The sequence below is a fragment of the Actinoplanes lobatus genome, assembly GCF_014205215.1.
In the GTDB taxonomy this organism is placed as follows: Bacteria; Actinomycetota; Actinomycetes; order Mycobacteriales; family Micromonosporaceae; genus Actinoplanes; species Actinoplanes lobatus.
The window spans coordinates 6,323,854-6,346,373 of the sequence record NZ_JACHNC010000001.1 but is presented as its reverse complement, the minus strand read 5'-3'; the positions used below and the strand labels follow the sequence as shown (position 1 = coordinate 6,346,373).

Annotated in this window: 16 protein-coding genes; 7 read left to right on the top strand and 9 right to left on the bottom strand. The window is 68.0% G+C overall.

Features of this window, described 5'->3' with window-relative positions:
- Positions 1 to 20 precede the first annotated feature (20 nt).
- From BJ964_RS29080 to BJ964_RS29060, 5 genes are all read left to right on the top strand, one after another.
- The gene (locus BJ964_RS29080; protein WP_188123654.1) at positions 21 to 347 is read left to right on the top strand and encodes a PadR family transcriptional regulator; all 327 of its coding nucleotides are present in this window, start codon (positions 21 to 23) and stop codon (positions 345 to 347) included.
- Positions 344 to 700, top strand: a complete 357-nt coding sequence (locus BJ964_RS29075) for a DUF1048 domain-containing protein (RefSeq protein ID WP_188123653.1) — start codon at positions 344 to 346, stop codon at positions 698 to 700. Before BJ964_RS29080 ends, BJ964_RS29075 begins: the two co-directional genes overlap by 4 nt.
- Before the next feature lies 1 nt (position 701).
- Positions 702 to 1,007, top strand: a complete 306-nt coding sequence (locus tag BJ964_RS29070) for a DUF1048 domain-containing protein (RefSeq protein WP_188123652.1) — start codon at positions 702 to 704, stop codon at positions 1,005 to 1,007.
- A 24-nt stretch (positions 1,008 to 1,031) separates the two neighbouring features.
- The gene (locus tag BJ964_RS29065) at positions 1,032 to 2,648 is read left to right on the top strand and encodes a sensor domain-containing diguanylate cyclase (RefSeq protein WP_188123651.1); all 1,617 of its coding nucleotides are present in this window, start codon (positions 1,032 to 1,034) and stop codon (positions 2,646 to 2,648) included.
- A 184-nt stretch (positions 2,649 to 2,832) separates the two neighbouring features.
- A complete protein-coding gene (locus BJ964_RS29060) occupies positions 2,833 to 4,860 on the top strand; it encodes an MDR family MFS transporter (RefSeq protein ID WP_188123650.1) in 2,028 nt (675 codons plus the stop codon).
- Positions 4,861 to 4,876: 16 nt separating this feature from the next.
- On the opposite strand, the gene BJ964_RS29055 is transcribed toward BJ964_RS29060, so the two are convergent.
- The gene (locus BJ964_RS29055; RefSeq protein WP_188123649.1) at positions 4,877 to 5,341 is read right to left on the bottom strand and encodes a hypothetical protein; all 465 of its coding nucleotides are present in this window, start codon (positions 5,339 to 5,341) and stop codon (positions 4,877 to 4,879) included.
- 51 nt (positions 5,342 to 5,392) lie between these two features.
- On the opposite strand from BJ964_RS29055, the gene BJ964_RS29050 reads away from it, so the two are divergent.
- Together BJ964_RS29050 and BJ964_RS29045 are read left to right on the top strand one after the other, a co-directional pair.
- Positions 5,393 to 5,845, top strand: a complete 453-nt coding sequence (locus tag BJ964_RS29050) for an SseB family protein (protein WP_188123648.1) — start codon at positions 5,393 to 5,395, stop codon at positions 5,843 to 5,845.
- 104 nt (positions 5,846 to 5,949) lie between these two features.
- On the top strand, positions 5,950 to 6,612 hold the full coding sequence (locus tag BJ964_RS29045; RefSeq protein ID WP_188123647.1) for a Type 1 glutamine amidotransferase-like domain-containing protein: 663 nt from the start codon (positions 5,950 to 5,952) through the stop codon (positions 6,610 to 6,612).
- Positions 6,613 to 6,684: 72 nt separating this feature from the next.
- On the opposite strand, the gene BJ964_RS29040 is transcribed toward BJ964_RS29045, so the two are convergent.
- The 8 genes from BJ964_RS29040 to BJ964_RS29005 form a co-directional block, all read right to left on the bottom strand.
- Positions 6,685 to 7,095 (bottom strand): nuclear transport factor 2 family protein, encoded by a 411-nt coding sequence (locus BJ964_RS29040; protein ID WP_188123646.1) that lies wholly within the window; start codon positions 7,093 to 7,095, stop codon positions 6,685 to 6,687.
- Positions 7,096 to 7,134: 39 nt separating this feature from the next.
- Positions 7,135 to 7,584 (bottom strand): SMI1/KNR4 family protein, encoded by a 450-nt coding sequence (locus BJ964_RS29035; protein ID WP_188123645.1) that lies wholly within the window; start codon positions 7,582 to 7,584, stop codon positions 7,135 to 7,137.
- 69 nt (positions 7,585 to 7,653) lie between these two features.
- Positions 7,654 to 7,920, bottom strand: coding sequence for a hypothetical protein (locus tag BJ964_RS29030; protein WP_188123644.1), 267 nt, complete (start codon positions 7,918 to 7,920; stop codon positions 7,654 to 7,656).
- A 248-nt stretch (positions 7,921 to 8,168) separates the two neighbouring features.
- A complete protein-coding gene (locus tag BJ964_RS29025) occupies positions 8,169 to 8,570 on the bottom strand; it encodes a hypothetical protein (protein ID WP_188123643.1) in 402 nt (133 codons plus the stop codon).
- Positions 8,571 to 8,577: 7 nt separating this feature from the next.
- Positions 8,578 to 9,033 carry an SMI1/KNR4 family protein gene (locus tag BJ964_RS29020; RefSeq protein ID WP_229806800.1) on the bottom strand — a complete coding sequence of 152 codons (456 nt, stop codon included), beginning with the start codon at positions 9,031 to 9,033 and terminating at the stop codon, positions 8,578 to 8,580.
- A 26-nt stretch (positions 9,034 to 9,059) separates the two neighbouring features.
- Positions 9,060 to 15,281, bottom strand: a complete 6,222-nt coding sequence (locus tag BJ964_RS29015; RefSeq protein WP_188123641.1) for an RHS repeat domain-containing protein — start codon at positions 15,279 to 15,281, stop codon at positions 9,060 to 9,062.
- A gap of 63 nt (positions 15,282 to 15,344) precedes the next feature.
- The gene (locus BJ964_RS49205) at positions 15,345 to 18,971 is read right to left on the bottom strand and encodes a LamG domain-containing protein (protein ID WP_188123640.1); all 3,627 of its coding nucleotides are present in this window, start codon (positions 18,969 to 18,971) and stop codon (positions 15,345 to 15,347) included.
- Between the two features lie 41 nt (positions 18,972 to 19,012).
- On the bottom strand, positions 19,013 to 22,186 hold the full coding sequence (locus tag BJ964_RS29005) for an FG-GAP repeat protein (protein WP_188123639.1): 3,174 nt from the start codon (positions 22,184 to 22,186) through the stop codon (positions 19,013 to 19,015).
- Positions 22,187 to 22,520: the final 334 nt, after the last annotated feature.

The following is a 22,520-nucleotide window of genomic DNA, read 5'->3' as shown; positions in this document are numbered from 1 at the left end:
CGACCCGTAGAGGAGCCGCCATGGAGGACCTGACCGAGATGCTGAAAGGCACCCTCGAAGGCTGCGTCCTTGAGATCATCGCCGGCGAGGAGACCTACGGGTACGCCATCACCCGCCGGCTCAACGACCTCGGCTTCACCGACGTCATCGACGGAACCGTCTACACCATCCTGCTCCGCCTGGAGCGCAACGGCCTGGTCCAGGTCACGAAACGGCGATCCGAGGTGGGCCCGCCGCGCAAGTTCTACACACTCAACGAAGCCGGCCGCCGGGAACTCGCCACGTTCTGGTCCAAGTGGGAGTACGTCTCCGCACGCATCGACAGGCTCAAGGAGGCCCGCGGATGAGCTTCTGGGAAACCGTCACCGGCAGCGACCTCACCCGGGAATGGCAGGCGTTCGAAACCCGGGCACAGGCGCTACCGGCCGACCATCAGGCAGCGTGGCAGGAGATCACGAACGGTCTCGCGCCCTACACGAACTTCTCCGGCCGCAACCTGCTGCCGATCGTCGACGCCGCCCTCGGCCTGCTCGAGGAGGCCGCCGCCGACGGGCAGAGCACCCGCGAGGTGCTCGGCGATGACATCCCGGGCTTCTGCGCGGCCCTGGCCGGCGGCGAGGGCGCCCGGACCCAACGCGACCGGTGGCGCGAGCAGCTGAACCGCAACGTCGCACGCAAACTGGCCAGGCTGGGAGGCTGACATGGGCATTCACGACCTCATCGAGGGCAAGCGGCAGTGGCGGGCGCACATGGCCCGGGTCAAGGCCCTCCCGCCGGACTATCAGATCGTCTACCAGGAGATGCAGCGCTACCTGTTCAAGGTCGGGCCCGTCGACCTCACCGACGGACCACTGCTCCCCGGCATCGTCGACTTCTTCGAGGAGGGCGCCGCAGCCGGCCAGCCGGTCCTGAAGGTCACCGGCCGGGACGTCGCCGCCTTCTGCGACGAACTGATCAAGGACTCCCCCACCTACGCGGATCTCTACCAGGAATCCCTGAAGAAGTAGGTCCGGCCGTCGATGTAGAGCCGTGTGGCCGACATCCAACTGAAGCCCGACGACCGGGACGCCGTTTTCACAGCCGTGCTGGCACAGCACCCGGACGCCTTCATCGGGGCCATCGGGGCGAACGGGCTGTTCCTCCCGATCCCCCGGGAGGTCACCGACACCGGGCTGCGCCCGATCGAGAGCGCGTCCTCCATGCTCGGGCTGGCCGTCGTCGACGATCACCGGCTGGTCATCGACGCCTGGTCCGAGGCGGTCACCGCGGGCGTGGCCAACTGCCTGGTCCACCTGATCGCCGCACCCGACCTTCTGGCCCGGATGCACTTCATCGACATGACCCACCGGTACGGCGTCTACCTCGGGATCGTCAGCGGATCGGGGCTCGAGGCCGAGCTCACCCTGCAACCCGAGCTCGTCCGGCCCCGCCTGGTCACGATGCACAAGAGCCCGGTCTCCGTGGTCACCGAGGTCGGCCCGGAGATCATCGACCTGCTCGGCTGGACCCCCGCCGAACTCGTCGGGCAGCGCACCCTCGAACTCGTCCACCCCGACGACCAGCAGCGGGCCATCACCAGCTGGATGGACATGCTGAGCACCCCGCACGGCTCGGCCCGCCGGGTCCGGCTGCGCCACCTGCACCGCGACGGCCACACCGTCTGGTTCGAGGTGACCAACCACAACTTCCTCGCCGACCCCGGCCATCCCCGCGTGGTCGCCGAGATGCTCGACATCTCCGACGAGATGGTGGCCCAGGAGGCGGTCCGCGCCGCCGAGCAGCTGATGCGCCGGCTCACCGAGACGATCCCCCTGGCCATCCTCCAGACCGCCCACGACGGCCGGATCACCTTCCTCAACGAACGCGCCGCACAACAGGTGAAAGCCCAGGTCGGAGACATCCTCACGGATTCCCTCCTGGAGCTGGCCGAGCCGGTGGACCGCCCGCGCGTCGGCGACGCCCTCGCCGGCGTCCTGACCGGCGAGGACACCGACATCGAGTACGGGCACCGCAAACCGGGCGCGGGCATCCGCCGGATCAGGGCCAACCTGCGGGCGCTGACCGACGACTCCGGCAGCGTCACCGGGGCGATCATCTGCCTGGCAGACGTCACCGAGGAGGCTCTGCTACGCGAACGGCTGTGGCGCCAGGCCACCTTCGACGCGCTGACCGGCTGCCACAACCGGGCCGCCACCGTGGCCGCGCTGGACGACGCACTCGACACGGCCGACGCGCACGCCGGCACCGCGGTGGTCTTCCTCGACCTCAATTCGTTCAAACCCATCAACGACCGGTACGGCCACGCCGCCGGCGACCTGCTGCTGAGTCACGTGGCGGCGAGTCTGCGCAGTGCCGTACCCTCCGGCGCCATCGTGGGCCGGATCGGCGGCGACGAGTTCGTGGCCGTCTGCCGTGACGTGGCCGGCCGCGAACACGCCGACCGGATCGGCGCCGACCTGCTCACCGCGCTCAGCGCCGCCCGGGTTCAGATCGGCGGCCACACCCTGGTGCCGCACGCCAGCCTGGGCGTCTCCTGGTCCCCGTACGGCACGGGCGACTCCGACGAACTGCTGGCCCAGGCCGACGCCGCCATGTACGCGGTCAAACGCACCCGCGGCGACTCCCCCGCCCTCAGCCGGGCCGGTTAGGCGACGCTGACCCCCGCCGCACAAACCCCGTGTCCACGATCTGTGAGGATTGGGGTCAAGACCAGTCCCGGTAACCCGGACAAGGCTGCACTACCAACGCAAGGACGCAGTGGGCCCGCCCCGGGTACCGCGCAGTTTGCGCGTCCGGCGGCGCCGCACCGGCCGCACGCGTGAGACTACCGTTATGTCGAATACCGCCCTGGCCGACGCCCCCACCGCGCCGGTGCTGAGTAAACGGCAGATCAACACCATTTTCGTGGCGGTGTTGCTTGGGATTCTGCTGGCAGCGCTCGATCAGACGATCGTGGCAACCGCGCTGCCGACCATCGTCGCGGACCTGGGCGGCGCCGCCCACCTGTCCTGGGTCGTCACGGCCTACCTGCTGGCCGATACCGTGGCCGTGGTGCTCGCCGGCAAGTTCGGCGACCTGTTCGGTCGCAAGCTGGTCTTCCAGGTCAGCACGGTCATTTTCGTCGGCGGCTCGGCGCTGTGCGGGCTGGCGGGAAACATGCTCTTCCTGATCGGCGCCCGCGCCATTCAGGGCGCGGGCGCCGGTGGGCTGATGGTCACGGCGATGGCGTTGATTGCCGATGTGATCCCATTGCGGGACCGGGGCCGGTATCAGGGCGCCCTCGGCGCGGTCTTCGGCGTCACCACGGTCATCGGGCCCACCCTGGGCGGGCTGTTCACCGACCATCTGAGCTGGCGGTGGGCGTTCTACATCAACGTCCCGATCGCCATCGTGGTCTTCATCATGGCCGCCCGCACGCTGCCCTCGCTGCGCGCTCCCGGACGTCCGATCATCGACTACCTCGGCATCGCGCTGGTAGCCTCCGGCACCACCGCGATGATCCTGGCCATCTCCTGGGGCGGCAACGAGTACGCGTGGAGCTCCCCGGTCATCATCGGGCTGTTCATCGCCTCGGCGCTGCTGCTGGCCGGCTTCGTCGCCGTGGAGCTGCACGCCCGCGAACCGATGCTCCCGATGCGCCTGTTCGCCAACTCCGTCTTCAGCGTCTGCTCCGTTCTCAGCTTCATCGTCGGCTTCGCCATGCTCGGCGCCATGACGTTCCTGCCCATCTACCTCCAGTACGTCAAGGGCGTCTCCGCGACCGGCTCCGGCATCCGTACTCTCCCGATGGTGATCGGGCTGTTCACCACCTCGATCCTCTCCGGCAGCGTGGTCGGACGCACCGGCCGCTACCGTGCCTTCCCGATCATCGGCACCGCGGTCATGGCCGTCGGGCTGTACCTGATGTCGACCATGGATCACGCCACCAGCGTCTGGATCGAGTCGGTCTTCATGCTGGTGCTGGGCCTGGGCATCGGCCTGTCCATGCAGGTCCTCACGATCGTGGTGCAGAACACCGTCCCCTACACCGACCTGGGCACCGCGACATCGGGGGTCACCTTCTTCCGCACCCTGGGCAGCGCCTTCGGTACCGCTATCTTCGGCACCCTCTACGGCAACCACCTCGCGTCCGAACTGGCCGGGGTGCTCGCCGGCGCCCCGGCTGGCGCCGCTGCGGCAGCGCAGGACCCGCAGCTGCTGCACCAGCTGCCGCCGGCACAGGCCGCGCCGATCATCGCCGCGTACGAGAGCAGCATCCAGCACGTCTTCCGCTGGGTCGTGCCGGTGGCGCTGCTCGGATTCGTCGTCGCCTGGTTCCTCAAGGAGGTACCACTGCGCGGCAGTGCCCGCGCGGCCGCCAGCGACGTCGGCGACGGCTTCTCCGCCCCCACCTCCGCCGACCGCATCGACCAACTGGAACGGGAGGTCAGCGACATCATGCACCAGGCTGGCGCGCGGCTGGTGCTCGAACACGTCCTCGCCAGCACCGGCGGCACGTTGACCGCCGCCCAGGTCTGGGCGTTGCACCAGACCCACCTGCACACCAGCACGCGAGGTCGGGCCGAGCTGCCCGCCATCGCCCGTGTCTACCGCCTGCCACGCGAAGTGATCCAACCGGCCTTCAGCGAACTGTGTCAGGCAGGCTACGCCGACCAGACCGACGGCACCATCCACCTCACTCCAGCGGGGCAGGAGCAGCTCGACCGCGTCCAGCACGCCTGGCGGCAGTGGCTCGACGCCCACCTCGACGACATCACCATGACCGACCCCGACGACCGAGCCCTCGTCGACCAGGCACTGACCAACATCGCCAGCAGGCTCCTCAACGAGTCCGCCGCCGACCCCTCGGACCAGGGCTAGCACAAATTCCGGGTAGTTAGGGGCACTCGATCTCGTGGAACCTGGCCCGGACGCCGGATGTCCGGGACCAGGTGGCGTCGGCGGACGTATCGAAACGCAGACAGACCATGACGGTCTCCGACTCGGTCGGCTGACCCAGCGCGTCCCCGGTCGCCACCCGGACCATCCGCACGTCCACCGCTTCCGAGGCCGAGCCGAGAACCGTGTCGCCCCGGATTCGGAAGTAGTCGGTGAGCCAGTCCACCGAGGCCTGCCCCGAACCCGGGTTCGCCACCGCGAACTCACGGACGGCCTGCGGCGCCTCCGTTCCGAGGATCTCGTCGCGGGCGTTCTCCGCACCCGTCGACCCACCCAGCAACGCCGACACCACCAGGTTGGCCACCAGCAGGAACCCGCCCACGCCAAGAAGCAGCCCGACGAGCCACGGCCACATCCCGCGTCCCACGGAACGACGCTGCCGCGGCCCCTCGAAGTCGAACACGAAACGTTTCTAACGCATCGACGCCACACGAATCACCGGTACGGTTCATCCATGAGCGACACCCCGCTGTCCGACGTCATGGCCGAACACGTTCAAGGTCAAGACCAGACGACGTACGGGCGATTCGTCGCGCTATTCCGAACCTCCACTGTCGGCGTCGTCGTCGCCGGCACACCGGTGCAGGACAACCAGGGCCGGCTGATGTCCGACGGCACGCTCAGGGTGGGCAGAACCGCCTATGGCGACGGACAGTCACGGATCCTCACCTTCGCCGACCCGGAGGCGTTCATCCGCAACTACGGCCCCCGGTTCAACGCGGGCGTGTCGGGCGAGGACCTACTGCGCATTGCCGCCAGCGACCCGGAGTGCCGGGGCATCCTCGTCAACAGCGCGATCGAGGAGAACAGCATCGTCATCGACAGAGAGACAGCCGCCGCGCTGACACAGCCGCCATCCAATCCCAGGAAGTCGCTGTGGGGCCGCTTCCGGCGCTCCGCCGCCTGACCCGCATCCCCGGCCGTCGGGTCGACCGCAACGCCCAAATGGATCCCCGAACTACGATCGGTTCCGGGCACGATCCATGATCCTCGCGCGAAACCGGAGGCACTGTGAAGCTCCTGCTCACCTCGGGTGGGGTCACCAACCCGAGCATCGAGGCCGCGCTCGTGGAACTTCTCGGCAAGCCGATCGCCGAGTGCCACGCCCTCTGCATCCCGACCGCACAGTGGGGGCATCCGGCGTGCGGCCCCAGGTCGGTGCGAGGTTTCGTCGCCGCGGCCCCCGGTTTCGAGCACCTGTCCGGTCTGGGCTGGGCGTCGGTCGGGGTCCTCGAACTCACCGCGCTGCCCACCATCGGCGAACAGCGCTGGGTCCCGTGGGTCCGGGAGGCCGACGTACTCCTGGTCGACGGCGGTGACGCGACCTACCTGTACCACTGGATGCGGGAGTCCGGGCTGGCCGATCTGTTGCCGTCGCTGCCCGACACGGTCTGGGTGGGGGTGAGCGCCGGGAGCATGGTGATGACGCCCCGGATCGGAAGGTACTTCGTCGAGTGGCCGTCCGCGCCCGACGACCGAACCCTGGGTGTCGTCGACTTCTCGATCTTCCCGCACCTGGACCTCTTCCCGACGAACACCATGGAAGACGCCGAGCGGTGGGCCGCCGACCTCGACGTCCCGTCCTACGTCATCGACGAGCAGACCGCCATCAAGGTCGTCGACGGCGCCGTCGAGGTGATCTCGGAAGGCCGTTGGAAGAGGCTCGGGGCATAATCACGTCTACATCAGCTACGCCGTCCATCCCTGGGCCCGCGGTCGCGGGGTCGCCGTCGAAGCCGTACGGATCTACGTTCGACCGGATGGCGGCTCCGCGAAGTAGTCGCGGAGCCTGGCGATCCGGCCGTCGCGGAGACGGAAGATCTGGACCAGGGACATCGTCCGGCTCCCGGCCGGGTTGTCGAAGACGACGTCGATCTCGGCTATGAAGACGTCCGGATCGCCGGTCTCGTGCAGAACGTAGGCGGACCGTTCCGCGTTCATCGTGCCCGGGTGAGCAGGAAGCCGGTGATACTCGGCGATTCCGGCGCGGATCGCGTCTCGGCCCACAAGGGGCCGGTGCAACGGATGGCCGACGGGGACCAGCGGCGCCTCGAACACGCCGTCCTCGGTGAACATCTCGGCGATCGCGTCCGGGTTCCGGGTGATCGCACCGGCGTACACGTACCGTTCGAAGATCTCTTTGTGTGTCAGCTCCACTCTCCACCCTATCCCGCGCCGGATGCCCGCGACGAGCGCTCAGTACCCTTCCCGGCCCGCGTGCAGGCCCTCCCACGACGCGAACGCCAGGAAGTCGTCGGCCTCGAGTTCGAGGCTCTCGTCCTCGAATGTGTACATGTAGACCTGCTCCGAGCAGACACCGTCCACGTTCACGAATCCCCAGTGGTCGCCGGTGCCGACAGCGGCGATCGCGACGAATCCCGGGATCTCATGCTCTCCGGTGTTCTTTTCGATGAGGCCCCTGATCCGCCCATCGGGAGACACCGGCGGGATGAAACCGAGATACATGAACTGGCCCGCGCCGAAGACCTTCATGAACTGCTTGTACTTCTCCGGCAGCCGGGTCCGCAGGGTGGCCTCCACCCGCGCCAGGTCGGCGTCCGAGGCGATCCACGCCTCGAAGGGAGGGTGCACACCCTTGGCGGCCCGGACCTGCTCGACCTCAGCCACGAAGGCGTCGAAGTCCATCGCCCACCTCCCGCAGCACCAGGTCGACGACGGCCGGTTCGGTGGGGCTGTTCCCGTTCATCTGAAGCCTCAGTTGACGGTCGTGTAGTTCGGCACGTCGCCTTCTTCGCATTCACCGAAGGGCGTGAAACGCACTCCGTCCGGAACACTCACCCGGGAGACATGGACACCCCGGAAACAGTCGTCACACCAGGCGTCCAGGTATCCCACCCTGCTCACCGGGTCGGCGACATAGCGAAGCCTGAGGTTGTCCTTGCCGCACATCGGGCAGGGCGCGGCTCCACTCTCGATCGACCGAGCAAGAGCGGACAGGAACAGCCCTCGTTTGGATCCCACGCCGGCAATGGTCCCACCACCGGCACTCGATCGCGCATGCGCCTCTTCCCGAAGGAGACCAGCGGGGCCCCGAAAACGCCGTCCTTGGTGAACATCGCGGCGGTCCCGGCCTTTCTTCTGGTCCCCACCTGCTCGATCTCAGAGGTGAAGGCATCGAAATCAACCACGCGCCCTGCCTCGCTGCGCGGAGCGTGAAGACGGGCCCGCACCGTTACCCGGCGCGGGCCCGTCACTTCCCTACGGCCCGGCTACTTCGACAGAACCAGATCGACGACGGCCGGCTCGCTCGGACTGTCCCCGTTCATCTGCAGCCGGTAGGTACCCGGATCGACCTTGACCTGGATGAACTTCTGCTCCAGAACATCACTGACCTTGATCATTCCCGATGGCACGGAGATCGTCGTGACGCCGATCTCGAACTCGCCCTGGTTGCCCCAGTCCTCCTCGCCGACCCAGAGCCGCACCTCGACGTCGCCGTCGCTGCCGTGCTGGACCCGGAGCACCGTGGCGGTCTCATTGCTCATGAAATCCACCTGCCGGCTGTCGGGCTCCGTGCCGAAGGTCTCCGGAAGGCCGGTGTCCTCCAGTGCGGAGTCGGTGATGAAGACGAGCCCCCAGTTCAGGTTCTCGCACATGCTCGCCGCCAGCATGATCGACTCAGTACCCTTCCCGGCCCGCGTGGAGGCCCTGCCAGGACACGAACTCCAGGAAGTCATCCGCCTCCGGGTAGAAGCACGACTCCTCGAAGTCGTACAGGCTCACCTGTTCCGAGCAGATACCGTCCTCCGTGATGAAGCCCCAGTGGTCGCCGGTTCCGACCGCTGCGATGGAAACAAATCCTGGAATCTCGTGGTCACCCGAATTCTTTTCAACCATATCCCTTGTTTGCCCGTTCGGAGACGCTGGCGGAATAAGGCCCATGTACATGAACTGGCCCGCGCCGAAAGTCACCATGAACTGCTTGTATTTCTCCGGCAGCCGGACCCGCAGCTCACTCTCCACTCGGGCCAGTTCAGCGTCGGAGGCAATCCATGAATCGAAGGGCGGGCTAGGCAGTCCCTTGGCTGCATGCTGTTCAAGGACACTGTTGACCTCAGCCGCGAAGGCTTCCATGTCCACCGTTTCTCCTCCTTCGAACCTCAAAGGTTACGACTATGGTATTCGTCCCAGTTGCTGAACCACCTAGTCGGCCAGAAGTTCCCCCAGCCCATCTCCATCGAGCGATACCACCAGTGAAGCTGCGTATCCTCCTTGCGGTATTCATTCATGGTCTTCTCCCGTTTCCGCGGCTCCTGGCTCACCTTGTTTCGGTGCAGGTCTGAACCCTTGCCTCGGTGGGTCTGCCAGTCGAGTTCGTGAATCGGTGATCCGGGCATCTGATCGGCGTGATGGATCTCCGGGTCGTCGGCCAGATGCTCTGGTTGGTAACCCCACGCGCCCTTGCCCCTGATATCTTGTTCCGTCCACGGTCCCTGGATTCTCTGGGGTTCGTCGTTGGGCCCGTAGCCGGTGCCCTTGGGGTACGGCGCGTTCTTGTCGACCTGGCCAGCGGCGAGTGGCGGGAGCTGCGGCTTCTTGGGGCCGAAATTCATCGCCGGCCCGTTCTCCGTGCCGGAATAGATCCGGCCACCGGCGCCTGCCACGGTGAGACCGGTAGCGGCGACTCCCGCTCCGAGGGCCGCCCCGCCCGCGATGGAGAGTTCGGCGGCCCCCGCCACGGCAGCGCTGGTGGCCACGACACCGGCAGTGGCTCCGGTCGCGGCTGTCATCGTGGCCGCCTCCACGGCCGCCGCGCCGGCCATGTACAACGCCGGGGCCGCTGCTGGGAAGGCCACCACGACGACCACGGCAACGACCACAATGGCCACCGCCGCGACGGCAGCCCAGCCCCAGGAGCGGCCGGTCGGGTCGGTGAACGTCAGCGGACTGTTGTTCGAGTAGAGGTAGCCGCTGAGGCTCTGCGGGTCGCTCGAATCGAATTCCGGGTCCAGGCTGATGAACCGGCCGATCGTCGGGTCGTATTCGCGTGCACCGAGATGGGTGAATCCGGTGATGTCGTCGATCGTCCCGCCGACGAAGCCCTTGCGGTCGGGCCAGGTGGCCGGCTGGGCTCCGCGGGCTTCACCGTACGGCGTGGTGCGCCGCCAGTTGATCGCGCCGGTCATCGCGTCGACCGAGGCGGCCGTGGTGCCGTGTGCGTCGGCGGTCTGGAAGTTGACGCCCGCGCCGGTGCGGACGGCGATCATACGGTCGCTGAACTCGTAGAACCGGGTGGCGTTCACCTGACGGCTGGTCAGGTTGAGCCGGATCTCCATCCCGTCCAGGTAGAGGGTGGTGGCAGCCGGCTCCTTGCTGACGAGGCGGTTGCCGTCGGCGTCGTACACGTAACTCGTCGTCTTGCCGTCCCGGGTGCTGGTGGCCAGGTGTCCCTCGGCGTCCCAGGTGAGGCTCTGCTGCTGACCGGCCCGGTCCAGGGTCTGCGTGTTGCCCGTGCTGTCCGGCGTGTACGTGTAGGTCTTGGTCGCCGTACCCGTCGTCTCGTCGACCTGTCGCAGCGTGTGCGGCTGAGGCTGACCGGCCGGCGGGTACTGGTAGGTCCGGGTGGTCTCCGGGCCTCCGGTCGTGGAGTAGGTGGTCTCCGATTTGCGGTCGCCGGACGCGTAGAGGAACCACTTCTGGTGGTACGGGGCGCTGCCACCGACGCCGCTCGCGGCCACGTCGCCGTTGGCGCACGGGTCGGTCGCGGTACTCGCGGTGCTCCAGGCCTCGGTCAGGCGACGGAGGTTGTCGTAGGTGAAGCACTGGATGTCGGCGGTGGTGCCGGCCGGAGTGTCCGCGATGGAGAGGACGTTTCCGGCGGCGTCGTAGTTGTAGTGCGCGTCCATGTCGACGATGGGCGCGTTCTGCCGGTCGAGCCGGATGGCGGTGAGCCGGTTGGTGCCACGCTCGTAGGTGTAGGTCTGCCACACCTTCTTGCCGGTGGTCCCGGTTTGCAGCGTCGCCTGGAGCAGCTCGCCGGTGTTGGCGTAGTTGCTGGCGGTAACGTAGCTGGTGGCGCCGGTGAGGGTGGTCGGCCGTTGCAGGGTGTCGTACCCGATGGTGACGGATTCTCCGGCGAGGTCACCCGCCGCCGGCATGCCGACCGTCTGGGTGGTGCCGTCGATGTTGTACGTGGTGCTGAAGTCGTAGACCTTGGCCAGCTCGGTCCCGGCGTCGGACGGGATCGAGTAGCTGGTCTTCAGCGGCCGGTACTGGGCGTCACGCTGTGGGTAGGAGATGGCGTAGGTCTTGCCGTTGACGTACCGGGCGGTGCCGGTGAGCTGCCCCTTGTAGTAGGAGTCGTACACCCAGGCGGCGAGTTTCGTGCCGGTGTTCGGCGCGCCCTGCCAGGTCTCCGTCTTGCGGTCGAGCTTGTCATAGACACTGGAGACGGTGATGGTGCGGGAGTCGACCGTCGACGTCGCGTTGCCGTTCTTGTCGTAGTAGAACGTCAACTCGCCCGCGTCCGGGTCGATGTTCTTCTTCTTCCGGCCGTTCTGGTAGTACTCGAACCGCCACACCGCCTTGTCCGGCCCGGTGACGGTCTCCTGCTGGCCATCCGCCGTGTAGGTGTAACCGGTGATGTCCGCTTCACCGCTGGCGGTCTTGCCCTTGTACTGGTAAAGCGCGGTGGTCTGGCCCTTCGCGTCGACGACCGTGGTGGTCGGTGTGCCGCCGGCCGGAGGAATCACGTCGGTACGGTCGCCGTGGTACCGGGTCGTCTCCCGCCACTTCTCGTCGCCGGCGACCGCGGTGATCTCAGCGATCTCCCGGTTGACGCCGTCGTACAGGTACTTGATCTGGCCGTTGACCGAGCCTTCGGGGACGATGATCACCTTGTCACCGGGCGTACCGGTGGCGAAATAGGTGTTGTTGGTCTGCGCCTTCTGACCGGTGCTGGTGTAGAGGGTGTCGGTCAGCATCCAGCCGCCGCTCGGGCCCTCGCTCTGCGTCTGGCGGTCCCGCAGGAAACCGTCGAACAGCTGGTAGCTGACCTTGTAGGTGCCGTCGTTTCGGATCGTCTCGGTCTTGGTGGTGACCGGCTTGTCGGTCCGGACGGTGTAGGTGTACTTCAGTTCCGGTGTGTTGCCGGCCGACTTGGGCCGGGTCGGCAGCCACGCCTTGGTGAGGCGCCCCAGGCCGTCGTACTCCAGGTCGGTGCGCTTCAGGTTGGCATCGGTGACCGCCAGCTTCTGCCCATAGGCGGGCGAGTACTCGGTGGTCGTGCTCTGGGTGAGCGCGTTGGTTTCCTTGACCTGGACGTTGAACCCGTCGACGTCGGTGTACGCCGTGTCGGTGACGTAGCCCATCGGGTCGGTCACCTTGGTCGGACGGCCGAACCCGTCCACGACCGTGTTCGTCGCCAGATACGTGGTGGTGGTCCCGTTGTCGGTCTCGAGCGCCTCGGACCGGGTCCCGTCACCCTTGGTCGGGGCGACCCCGTAGTCCTGGCCGTCGTAGGAGGTGCGGTCGCTGGACAGCAGTTGCGTGGCCCGGTTCGGGGTCACCGTGCACTTCACCGAGAACGTCTCGACCAGCTTCGGGTACGTGTACATGTACCGGTCGCTGTTGTCGGCGTAGGTGGTACGGGTGCACGTGTCGTCGGCGGTGGTGCTCACGTCGCCGAGGTCGTCGACCACCGTTGGACGGCCCCACGTGGTGTCGTAGGTCGTGGTGCTCTTCGTCTCCCGCCAGACCGGGTCGCCCTGCGCGTCCGGGGCCAGGGCGGTCAGGTTCCGCGAGATCTCGGGCCGGACCATGTACGCCTTGCGGGTGCCCCAGCTCTCGGTCTGCGTCTTGGTGATCCAGTACTTCGGGTCGTTGATCGCCTTGGCGACGATCCGGTTCCCGTCGTAGGTGATGGTCTCCAGTTCCTGGCCGGCGAGCTCATTGGCGTCGGTGTGCTCGGCGCCGGTGGAGTCCTTGATGCTGACCGAGCGGGTGCCGGTGTCGTCGCCGGGCTTGTCGTCGCCGTCCATGCCGCGGAAGAAGACGTGCTCGACCTTCGTGGGCAGGGTCTGCATGTCGCCGGTGCGGACGGTCACCTTCGGGTAGCCGCGCCAGTCACCCCACGTGCGGTATTCGGCCTTGGTGATGCCGTCGGCCGGGGTCTTGCGCCAGGCGGCGCTGTCGGCCGGGTACTCGTACTGGGTGACCTGGTCCGGGCTGCCGCCGGTGCGGTCGACCTGGATGATCTGCGCGACCAGGTACTTGTGGAACCAGTCGGTGTGGACCTTCTCCGGGTCGAACGGGTTCCATTTGACCGGGAAGCAGCGCTTGGTGCTGCTGCCCTCGGTCGGCACGTTGCCCGGCGAGCACTCGGCCGGGGTGTAGTTGATCTGGATCGCGCCGCCGGTCTCGGTGTAGATGGTGTTCAACCGGTAACGCTTGAGCTCGGACAGCATGTCGTCGGCGCTGTCGACCCGGTTGTCCATCTGGATGCCGACGAGTTCCACCGGCGGGGTGGTGACCGTGCCGCCGTACAGGCCGGTGTGATCGATCTTGTTCAGCCACAGCGAGCGGGAGCCGTCACCGTTGTCGGTGAACGAGTGGTTGAGCGTCCACCGCTCGACCGGCGTCCACGTCGTACCGGTGCGGATCTCGGTCGTGATGGTGTTGAGCCGCTTGCGGGTCCAGAACGATTCGGCGCTCTCACTGATCTTGCAGTGGGTGGATTCCTTGCAGTTCAGGTCCCAGGGGGTGTCCGGCCACGAGCTCGCGGTCGAGTCGGTGAGGTCGGCCTCCTGGCACGTCATGGTGCCGGTGGGGATGCACCGCTCGGCGACGTCGAAGACCACCCGGGCCGGTGCGCTGGTGGTGTAGACCTGGCCGTCGACCTGCCCGTAGTCGGCGCGGTAGAGGTAGCCGCCGCGCACGTACTTGGTGCCGTCGACGTCGGTCTTGGCCTTCTTCGCGTAGTAGTTGATCTCCTTCTTGTAGAAGTAGGAGATCACGTTGTTGTGGGTGTCCTTGACGTAGTCGAGGTTCCAGCGCCACGCCTGGTCGCAGAAGGAGTCCTCCCAGCCGGACGACTTGTAGCAGGGCTCGCCGGAGTCGTCGCCGGAGACCGGGGCGGTCCAGGTCGAGTTGGTCTCGTCCTTACCGGCGGCCCAGCCGGGCAGCCGGTTCAGGCCGAACGAGAACTGAGTGCCGCTCGGGGTGGTGACCAGCCAGTGCTCGCCGTCGTCGTCGCCGTTCGTGGCGCCAACCTTGCGTTCGATCTTGGTGCCGTCGTCGTTGGCCAGCTTGAACACGTCGTCGCTGACCTTGACCAGTTCGCTGGAGATGCCGCCGAGCACGATGGAGGCGTTCTCGCGGGCCCAGCACTGGTCGCCGACGTTCTTGTGGCCGTCGTCGGCGCACGGCTTGTAGCGGCGCTCGATGTAGCCGGGCTCGTAGGTGAAGCCTTCACCGATCCAGGAGCCCTGGTTGTTGGTGTTGGAGGTTCGCCCGTCGACGCTCTGTGACGAGTAGGCGAGCGCGATCTCCGGGGCCAGCCCGCCGGGTGTCGATGGCGTGCGGATCGGATAGTTCCAGGTCAATCCGCCGGTTGCGAGCGCGACGTCCCACTTCGACGACGCCGTCAGCTTGGTGGCCGAGTAGTCGCCCTGCACGGAGGTGTCGCCGGCTTCCAGGGCGAAGACCGACATGGTGGTGGCGGGCGCGTCGACAGTGGCGGTGACCGTCTGCGCGGCGGTGTCGTTGACCGCCGCCGGAACCGGGGTGGCGGTCTGGCATCGCGGCAGGTCCGGCGTGGTCAGCGCGCAGTCGGGCAGCTTGACCAGGCGCAGCCGGGCGCCGTAGTCGCCGCCGTAGGAGCCGGCGAAGTCGGCGTAGCTCAGTTCCACACCGGCCTGCCCGGCGCCGCCGCCGACCGCGACGACCGGGCCGGACGTGCCCAGACGGGCCGCCGCCGCGCGGTCGAGGACCTTGACGCGTACCTTGCCGGTCGTTGCCGCGGCGGTGCGGGCGGAGGGGGCCTGCTTGACGCGGACGCGCATGCCGCCGACGGTGGCGGCCGCGCTCTGCGGGCTCAGGTCGGCCTCGCCGCCGGAGGGCCAGCGTACGGTCGGCGGCGCGGTGAGAGCCGCGTCGCGGGTCGGGTTGTCTTGCTTGCGTGCCTTGAGTTCGAGCGCCTTGCCCTTGGCGGGCGCGCTCTGCTTCGGCAGGTCGGGAAGGTCGTGCCCCTTCTTCGGGGCGGCGTAGGAAGGATGCTGGATCGCGCTCACCAGGACCACAGGCACCAGGCCCAGGGCGAGGCGGGCTACCCAGCTTCGGACGATCTTGCGACGGACCCATGGGGTCCGGGCATCCGGAAGCATGGACGACTCCACGTATCAAGGAGGGGGCGGCGGGCCGGAGTGGACTCCGGCCCGCCGTACGAACTAGAGGTCCGCGACCTCGGTGAAGGTGTTGAGCTGCTGAACCGTGGTCTGGTCCAGCGCCCCGCTGTACACGCGCACCTCGTCGACGACGCCGGGCAGGTAGCGGCCCCATGCCGAGTCGTCGAGCGACCGTCCGATCTGTAGGCCGCCACCGGTGGCGTTCCAGGTCGGCGGTACGTCGGCCGCGGTGCCGGTGAGCTGCCCGTCGACGTACAGGCGCAGCTTCTGCTGCGCCGCGTCGTACGTGACGGCCAGGATCTGGCCGGTGGTGGCGGTCGGATCCGGCCGCAGCGTGTCCGCGGTGACGGTCACGCCGGTAGCCCCGTTTGCGTCGCTGGCCGGCAGGGTGACCTGCCACTTCGCGTCGCCCGAGCCGTCCGGCACGCAGCCGAGCGTGAATCCGCTGGCGTGGGCGCCGGGCTGCGACAGCACGGCCGTCTCACGCGTGCAGGCGGTGGCCAGCCGCACCCGGGCGACCACCGAGAAGCTGCTGTGCGTGACCGCGACCGGGCTGGCGGTGGCGGCGTATCCGGTGGCGCCGTCGAGGATCAGATGGCCGTCGCCGACCAGCGGCGTCACCAGCGGGAACGGGTCCTCCGGGTCACGGGTGAAGACGCTGGCGCCGGTGTAGAGGCCTAGTTCCAGTGCCGGTTCCAGTTCGGCCGCCGACGCGCCGTAGCCGGCGCTCTTGCCGATCAGTGGCGCCTGCTCCTCGACCGGGGTCGCCGAGTCCAGATCCCAGTAACCGAACCGCGAGGTCAGCTGTGTGGGCAGGCCCTGGATCTCGGACGGCACCAGGGTCCGGTCGTACAGCCGGACGTCGGCCACGTCGCCGACGAACGAGTCGCCGTAAACACCGGTGCTGATGTACCGGCGGCCGATCTGCACCGCGCCGTGCGACGTCCACGAGGAACGCCAGGCCGAAGACGCCACGGAGACGCCGTTGACGTACAACGTCACGCGCTGCGCGTCACGGTCGAACGTCGCCGTCAGGTGCGTCCATCTGCCCTTCTCGGCGACGGTGCCGTAGGCGCCCCAGCTGCCGAGCGACCAGACGTCGGTGACCGGTGAGGTGATCGCCCATTTGCCGGTGTTCGGCACGTACCCGAGGTTGAAGCCGGGCTCGCCGGTGCCGTCCTGCGACACCACGGTCTGCCAGCGGGTGGTGTCGTCGAGCTTGGCCCAGGCGCTCACGGTGAAGCTGTTGCCGGTGTCGACCACCTTGCGGTTGCCGGTGGCCAGGGCGCTGCTGCTGGTGCCGGTGAGGCGCACCGCCTTGTCCGCCGGGCCGCCCGGTCCGTCGACGCCGAGCTGCGCCGAGGCCAGCACGGTCGCCGGGGACGTGCCGGTGGTGTCGGCGGCCTGCCCGGAGCCGGCCGCGTCGTCCAGGCGCCATTCGGCCACCGGGTCGGACCCGGCGGCCACCCGGAAGGTGCAGCTGGCGGTGTCGGAGGTCTTGCCGGCCCGGTCGACGGCCAGCACGTTGATCGTGTGCGGGCCGTCGGTCAGCGGCTGCCACTTCGTGGTGACCGGGCCGCCGTCGGTGGAGGGGGTCAGCTTGTTGACCGACGACGGGTTGGTGTCGAAGCCGTACCAGTAGGCGTTGACGTCGGTCGCGGACGAATCGAAGGTGAACGTTCCGTACCGTCCGACTCCGGGGAACCAGGTCGGGTCGTCATCGAGACAGTTCGGGGTGGTGTCCGTGGCATCACCGGGTATGTACTGCGGCGAGTCGATGTCCGGGCCGATGGGTTTGGTCTTGTCGAGGATGAACTCGCAGTAGTGCCCGCTGCCCTCCGACGACCAGGGACTGTAGGCCACACCGTCGAAGGCGCGGACCCTCCACTGGACGATCACGTTCTGCGGCAGGTTCGGCACACCGGACGTGGTGTCCGCAAGGTTGTAGGAGAAGGTCAACCCGTTGGCGAGCGCCGACGACTTCCACGGCGTCGGGCTCTGCACGGTGCCCCCGGGAGGGGTCCACCTGACCTGGAACTCGGCGATCAGCGGCTCGCCGTCCATGGTGTCCGGGTCGGACAGCACCGCTTTGAGGACCGGCAGCGAGCTGACGTACGGGCGGGCGTCGGTGTTGACGCAGGCGCCGCCCGGGTTCATCGCGAGGCCGGAGATCGCCGGTTGTTTGGGCGGGCGGTTGTAGGTCACCGCGACGACGGCGTTGTTGCAGAACCGCTTGAGGTGCTCGTGGTCGGACTCGTTGTCCGACCGGATCATGAACGTGGTTTTGCTCCACCTGTTCTTGACCGCGTTGCCGATCGCCTCGCTCACGTTGAACTCGACGTTGCGGGTCGCGCTGGTCCCGCACGCGGCCTCACCGGTCGGCGCGATGGTCTGCTGCTTGACGAACTTGGACATGCTCGCCCCACCGGGCATGTTGCCCCAGTTCGTGGCGCTGGTGATCAGTGCGCCACTGCTGCCGGCCCGGTACAGCGACACGTTGTGTGCCGTGTCGTCCCACCGGTGCGACTGGGTGATCCGGAACTTCGCGCTGCTGACCACCGCGTCCGCGGGGAAGCTGGTCGGCAGCACGTAGAACAGGCGCTTGACCAGCGAGTTGTGGCAGTCGTAGATGGGAATACCGACCGGGCACTTACCCACCCGCTCGTCGGCCTCCCCGTCGAACTTCCAGTACTCCTCGCTCGGGTAGCCGGAGTCGACCATCGCCCACGACTCGCGCGCCGGCGATGTCGTGAAGGGGTCCACGTAAACCGGGTACTTGGTGTCCGCGGCATCCAGCATCCCGGTGTCCGGGCGCAGGGTCAGCGACGTGGCGTCGACGGTGACGCCGAGGCCGGCCTTCTTGACGCCGTCCGCGGCCTTCGCCGACCCGTCGGCGCCCGGCGCGAGACCGGTCGAGTCCCACATCCGCGGCTTCGGGGTCTCGAAGACGGTGCCGCCCGACCCGGCGTCCACCATCCGCAGACCGCCGGTCGCGGACCGGGCCACCTTGAGCAGCTCCAGGTCCAGGCCGAACTGCACGGCCCGCACCTGCGCCAGCTTCGCCGCGGCCGGCGTCTTGAGCACCAGCACGTGGGTGAACCCGGTGACCGAGGTGTGCACCACCAGGTCGACGTCCGGGAGCACGTTCTGGTAGGTCGCCTTCGTGCCCTCGATCAGTGGCGGCGGAAGAGTGCCCGGCCAGGTCAGCGAGTACCTGCGGCCGGCCTTCTCCATCGTCACGAACGGGGTGTCGGCGCCGCCGCCGGACAGCTTCAGGTCGGCCACCGACGCCTTCGGGGTTACCGAGCCGTCGGCGTTGCGCTCCAGGTTCGGATCGGTCGGCACCCATTTGCCGTCCTTGACCACCTGCACCGGCTGTTGGTGGATCAACTGCGTGAAACTGCCGTCCGGGTTCGCGTACGTCTGCCTGTTCTCCGCACGCATGCCGGTGACCTCGACCTGCTTGCCGGATTCTCGCGCGATGCGCGACGCCCCATGCTCGGTCCGCGGGTCGGCGGCGCCCAGACCGCCGTTGGGCAGGGCGATCGGGGTGCTCGGCGAGTCGAACGGATTGACCGCGTACGCGGTCGCGCCGATCAGGCCCACCAGCGCGGCGGCAAGGCCGGCTCGGCGCGCCCAGGTCCGCCCGCGCCTGTTCTGCGTAGCCACTGTCGTTTCCTTCACGAGGTTCCGGAGTTTCTTCATCCGCCTCACCCGGTCACCATGCCGAGGCCCACACCGGCGAGGAATCCGCCGGCACCGGCCGTCCAGGTGCTGGTGGGCACGGCGCTACCGCCGGCCAGCGAGGACCAGTCGAACGCGTACACCGCCTTCGCCCCGTACGGGCTGGCGACCATCAACCGCTGCGGGTTGCCGCCCACGTAGGCGCCCAACAGCTCCTGGGTCCTCGGCGTGTTCGGCACCGAGCCGGCCCTGCGGTAGATCTCCGTGTCGACGGTGACCGTCGCCGTGCCGCCCGCGAAGACGTGCACCTGGCCGGCGTCGAGCGCCCCCAGGTCCTTGCCCGGGGCGCCGACCGCGACCTGCACCGTAGCCGCGGAGGCCTCCGCGGCCGGGTTGGTGTTCACCACGGTCACCTGCTCACCGAAGTAGTCGCCCTCGGCGTTGTCGCCCGCGATGCCGGCCGAGTTCTGGTTGTGCGCGGCGACCTGCGCGGTGTCGGTCGAGCTGACCAGGAACTGGTAGACACTTCCGGCGTCGCCGACCCCGCCGACGTCATCACCGGGGGCACCGACCACCAGCAGCGAGTTCGCGACTCCGGCGGCCGCTCCGACCGGCCGGTACGGGACCATGGCGATCGACTTGCCGAACTGGTCACCAGGGTCCGAGGTCCCGGCGACACCGGTCAGGCCCTGGTAGACGCACTTCATCATCACCGGCAGCGAGTTGGTGATGGTGTGCTGGTAGGTGCAGACGGAACCGCTGAACACCGAGGCGCCGATCGCCTCACCGGGCTGCGCCACGGCGAAGTGGTACTGGGTGGCGGCGAGCGCGTACCCGTACCGGTCGTCGTTCTCCAGCGCACCGGCGCCGACGTTCGACTCGTCGAACGCGATGTTGACCGTGCCGCGCAGGTAGTGCACCTTGCCGACGTCGATGGCGGTGCCGACGTCCTCACCGGGCACGCCGACCACCAGGAACGGCTCCCCGGCGGCGGTCCGGCCACCGGCGAGGGAGAACCCGAACCAGTCCTCGGCCTCGGCCGCGTCCGGCACGGTCCCCCGGCCCTGCTCCAGCGCCCGGCCCTGCTCGACGACCAGCGTCGCCGGCCCGGTACCCAGACCACCCGGGGCCCCGTAGATCAGGAAGACCCGTCCCGCGTTGGCGGTCGTGCCGATCTCGTCGAACGGCGCCCCGACCGCGAGATCGGTGCAGCCGTCGCTGTTGGCGTCGAAGACCGCAATCGACCGGCCGAACTGGTCACCGGCGGCCGCCGTGTCCGGCACCCCGCCGGCCCCCTCACGCAGAACCGTGACCGTGCCGGCCACACCATCCACGATGTGCACCGCGCCGGCCGCGCTCAAACCGTCGACGGTCGCCCGCGGAGCGGCCACGACCGAATCGACCAGGCCGTCACCGTTGAAGTCGTTGCCGACACCACCCTGACAGCCGTCGACCGGCGGCAGCGTCACATAGCTGCTGAACTCACACCACGACGTCGCCGACGATCCGGTGCCGTCCGACACGGTCGCCCGCCACTGATAGTTGCCGCCCTCCTGCAACTGACCGGCCGGAACAACCGTCGAGGCCGTGGCGCCACTGGCCACCGAACTCACCGTCGCCGACCCGATCTTGGCGGTGCCGCCGACCGCCCACCACTCGAAGACGACCGACATCGCGGTCGCCTCACCGTCCGACACCACCGCCGCGAACGTCGGCGTGGTCGTCTTGATCGCCGGCCGCGACGCACCGGTCACACAGGACGTGGCCGGGGTCGTCGACCGCGAGGTCACCTTCGGGTACGAGTTGTAGGTGACCGTCGCCTTGGGATAGACCGTGGTGGTGGTGTTGTCGACCGACCGCAACTGCTTGAAGCTGTCCGCGTCGGTCTCGTTCGTGGCCCGGATCCCCATCGGAGCGACCGTCCACGAGTTGTTCGCGGCGTACTGGAAGAACTTGACACCACTGATGTTGATCCAGTCGTCATCACACGTCGAGTCGAAACCCTTGGTCTGCGTCGACGTCGCGGCCGGCTGATCACCGGCGACGTTCGGATCGGCGTCGTACCAGACCGGCTGGTTCGACCACACGGTCGCGGTGGTCGCCTGAGCAGTCGGCCAGATCTCCCACGACGTGGCGGTACACGACTGCGACCACCAGTCCCAGAACGACACCGTCGACGCCGTGATCTGCTTGCCCACCAGCGCCGAGGTGTTCCAGTGGATGAAACTGCGCGACTTCTTCCCGGACACCGAACCGACCCACAGGTCGTTGGTCGCGTTGTTCACCGTCGTGTCGCCCTCGTGCACGTAGGTGTCGAAGGTGACCGCCGGCGCGGGACTCAGAACCGGGTCGATCGTGACCGGGAAGACCGTCTGCGAGTCCAGCATCCAGGCGGTATCGGTGCCCAGATCCAGCTCGACGCCCCGCTGGGACGTCGCTGTCTTCGCCTTGGCGGACACGCCCGGACGGAACTGCCGCATCCGGCTCGGCTGTCCGGACGCCAGCTTCGGGTGTGCGTCCCACATCACCGGAGCGGACACGTACGCGAGGTCACGGCCGCCGGAGTCCCGCACGGCGACGTCACCTTCGGCACTGACCTGCTGCGATGCGACGCCGGCACCGGTCACCGGCACCTTCAGGTTCGCGACCTGACTCACCGCGGCCCGGTTCTTCACGACGAAGAACTGCTCGACCCCGGAGGTCGTGGCCTCCATGATCAGGTCGATGCCCGGCAACACCTCCGAATAGGTCGCCTTCGGACCGTCCAGAGTCGGCTCCGGCAGCGATCCCGCCCAGCCCATCGCCACACGACTCGAACCGGCCGACACCGACGCCAACTCGGCGCCCGGCGCGGCGGCACGCTCGCCCGAGATCCGTAGCCCGGCCGGATGCGCCACCGGCTCGATCGCGCCGCTCGCGGTCCGCTGAAGATTGAGGTCCACCGGCGTCCAGACGCCGTCCCGCTGGAAGCGCTCGACACCAGCGGCGATCTCTGCCTGGAAACCGCCCTCCGGCAACGCCCACACCTGGGTGGTCTCCGAGGTGAGCTCGTCCACGAGCACCCGCCGGCCGCTGTCGCGGGCTTCCCGCGCGGCGGTCTGCTCCGCGGGCGTCAGCTCGGTGTGCTCGGCTTCGGGCGTCGCAGACGAGGGCTGCGGAGTGTCCGATGCGGATGGTTCTGCCGCCGAACTCGCGGGCATTCCGACGAGGCTGGCAGCGATGATGGCCGATACGGCCGCGAAGGTCGTCCAGCGGCGCACAACCGCGGGCGAGGACCTATCTGGTAGGAAAGAACGAGAAATTTGTGTACGCCAAAGGCGAAGCACGATGACTCCCCCGAATTTGATCATGATTCAAGGCGGAAGTCTCCGCGCCCCGAACAGCTCCCGTCAAGAGTTTCATGATCTTAAAATTCTCGATGTCATTACACCGGCCTGTGTAGACACTGAGAATGCCGCGGTTTCGGAGACTGCCGGAGTCAACGGCCATTGGTCCCGACTGCCGCGTGGCATTTGCCATGCTTCGGACAGGTAC